This window comes from Flavobacterium aurantiibacter (assembly GCF_002251775.1).
GTDB lineage: Bacteria > Bacteroidota > Bacteroidia > Flavobacteriales > Flavobacteriaceae > Flavobacterium > Flavobacterium aurantiibacter.
Window position 1 is genome coordinate 1 of record NZ_NOXX01000063.1, and the last position, 3,022, is coordinate 3,022.

4 protein-coding genes are annotated in these 3,022 nt (G+C 35.7%); all 4 read right to left on the reverse strand.

Translation table 11 applies throughout. The annotated features are described in order from the left end of the window. Positions 1–5: 5 nt before the first annotated feature. Positions 6–1,433: a hypothetical protein gene (locus CHX27_RS00750; protein WP_133063372.1), complete on the reverse strand. Its 1,428-nt coding sequence runs from the start codon at positions 1,431–1,433 to the stop codon at positions 6–8. 233 nt (positions 1,434–1,666) lie between these two features. Beyond that, a complete protein-coding gene (locus tag CHX27_RS00755; protein ID WP_094484875.1) occupies positions 1,667–1,897 on the reverse strand; it encodes a hypothetical protein in 231 nt (76 codons plus the stop codon). Positions 1,898–1,973: 76 nt separating this feature from the next. Then, on the reverse strand, positions 1,974–2,456 hold the full coding sequence (locus CHX27_RS00760) for a hypothetical protein (RefSeq protein ID WP_094484876.1): 483 nt from the start codon (positions 2,454–2,456) through the stop codon (positions 1,974–1,976). A 14-nt stretch (positions 2,457–2,470) separates the two neighbouring features. Continuing rightward, the coding region (locus tag CHX27_RS15440) for a hypothetical protein (RefSeq protein WP_165764409.1) at positions 2,471–3,022 on the reverse strand (552 nt) is incomplete at its 5' end.

The following is a 3,022-nucleotide window of genomic DNA, read 5'->3' on the forward strand; positions in this document are numbered from 1 at the left end:
TAACATCAAAAATCAATTAATTTAATTTCACCCAACGGGTTAAATGAATATAAATTTTTATTGGTAAGAGAATTCAAATAATCCAACAATTCAGTTTCGTTCGTAATTTCAACACTTTCTTCTTCTTTAGTAACAATATTATTGATTAACCCAGTAATTGGATAAATAAAATCGAATTTGGAAGAAAAAAAATCTATAATCTGTCCGTTGGAAGGATTTTGTGTCGGTACTGCCTCAAGAGCAAAGATACCCGACATACCACCACTTCCAATTAACAATTGATAACCACCAATCCTAAGGGTAGACTCATTAGTATTGCTCCCCGTTTTAAACCATTTTGAAGGTAGTGTTACTGATAAAGCATCGACATATACACCCCGGAAATCTTCCGGACGTCCATCTGCATCTGCTTCAGGAATATTGACTTTATCGCTTATATCGATTTTGATTTTCTGCAATTGGAGTAACAAACCGGTATTGCCAATTTCAGAATATTGAGGCGATAAATCCCCTATCAGGTCCAGATTATATCCTATTCCTTTTTGATTGTCGGCATAGAGCAACATTTGTCCAAAATAGAAACGGGTCATTACACCACTGTTTTCGGGTTCTCTTTCCCATATGGCTCCATTTTGTTTGTAAGGGTATAATATGTTCCTCGGAAACTCAATGGCGGCAGACAACAGCAATGTAACCCTGAATTTTGGGATAAGTATGTCTTTGATGTATTCGTTGATGTCTGATGGGAGAAATGCCCTGAAGAACGATTTTACCCTGTTTAGGGTCTCTTTCAGGTCGTTTTCCAAAAGATAACTTTTGAAAGCCACTAATGAACTGAGTTGGCCTGATTGCTCGGTTATATGATCGACGATAGCGGTAATGTCGGTTGCCGATAGCGGAATGGGTGTACTCCAGCCCGAATTTTCAGAATTCATATCACTGATGAATTGTTGCAATGGTGTTATGGTATCATTATCCGGCTTTACAAAAGCATTTACAAAATGTACCAAAGCACTTTCTTCTGAAATATCAAGTATGTTCAGGGCGACTTCAAAAATATCTTTTGGATCGTATGAAAAATTCCCAATGTTGAAAGAATTGAGGTATTTTAATATTTTCCATTGGTATTCCAAAGTAATCGGAAATGTTGAAATTGTAAAATCACTGCCGGTCAAATCCGGATTAAAAACCAAGAAGATTCCGGTTCCCGGCAATTCAATATCAATTCGGTCGGAAACAATGGAAAGACTGTAAAATGCAGCATCACCACTCGGGCTTTTACTGTGTTGTAAATCCTTATAGTGTAATTTTTCGAAAAGATTTTGCAATCCCTCTTTTACAAATCCTAATATCTCAGGCAGGTCGTCCTGACTTACAATTGAAGATAATCTTGGATAGTATCTTCGAGAAACTACTGCAGGTGTATTTGGCATTGATCCTTATTTTTAGTATTAATACTCTCTTTTCTTTTGGTTAATTGGTTGGCTTCAGGTAAGTGAAACATCAAATTTGGTCTCACACAGTGATGCTGATCTTTTTGCATTATTTAAAAAATATTCATTTGTGTATTCGCCTGAATTTGTGGCAGGCAATTGATTTGTATTCAATTTGTCTTCTAATTCCATCTTTTTTTGCATGTACAAACTCCTGAATCCTTCGTCAATGGTCAGTGCCGTTCAAATATTCCATCTTCAAAATATCCCCTTAAACAAAGAAAAATGTAGTTTGTTATCATTGAAAATTCTTCGGCTGAAATAGTGCCCACCAAAATCTGCTTGATATCCGACATTAATTTTTCGACCATTGCTACAGCGCCGACTTCTACAGCATATTCTTTAACATGACGGAAAGTGATGTGCGTCTGATGCTTACAATATCTTTCATTGTCAGGACTCAAGTATTCATTTTAGCCTAATAAAAAATCTTTTTCTTCATGTTTTGATATTGCTTTTGAATAATTACTCATTTGTTTTTTAAGTAAGGGAAACTCCAAATTTCTCTTTGATAAGTGAAGCTATCCTTTTTGCATTATTAAGATAATATTCATCTGTATATCCTGTGGGTTCTACATTCCCAACAGATATTGACTGACCTACTCCTTCTTCGAGTTGGTTTAATTTTTCCCTGTATAAGCTCCTAAATTCTTCATCAATGGTCAGTTCAGCATCAAATATTCCGTCTTCATGGTAACCTCTTAAGCAAAGAAATATATACCCTGTTATTTTTGAAAAATCAGATGAAGAAATAGTTGATCTTAAAATATTTTTAATATCGTGTTGTAATCTTTCCAGCATTGCCGCAGCACCCACTTCTTTTGAATATTCCTGAATATCGTTAAATGTCAACGACATATCATGGAGTCCATAACGCTCACTATCTGGATATAGATAAATTCCGTTTCCTAACAGAAAATCGCGGGTTTCATGATTTGATATTGCTTTTGAATAATTGCTCATTTTTTGTTTGTTTTTTATGGATAAATTTGAGTTACATTACTATTTCCAAAAATAGATTTAAAAGTGTTCCAATCATTATTGTGGGCCATTGAATTTGCATTCCTGATGACTGCTTCCCTTGGGTAGATTCTTTGTCCTACGTTTACCAAATCATCTACTGCAGGCAAAATTCCGCCGGGTCTGAATAATTCAATATTTACACCCGGTTCATTTCCTGTAGGCATATCCATTTGGAAATTGGTACTTGGATGCACCTGGCTCATTTTTACTCTTACCAGGAAAATTTCATCATTTGCCAGGAATTTGGTTTTGGCTACTTTCAGGTCGCCGATAAGCTGCTGGATATTTTTTCCGCTTAGGTTAAAATTCAGTAATACTTTTTCCATGTCTGGTGTAAATCCGGCAAATTTTGAGGCAGGAAGGGTTTGGTAATCCAGTTGCGACACTATTTCTCTTTTTGAAATGAAGAAAGCCAATTCGTCCGTCTGCAAATCAGTTAAATAGTCGGCTAATTTATCTGGTTTTAGGCTTAATGGACATTTTTTAGGCTGATAATCGTGTGAAGC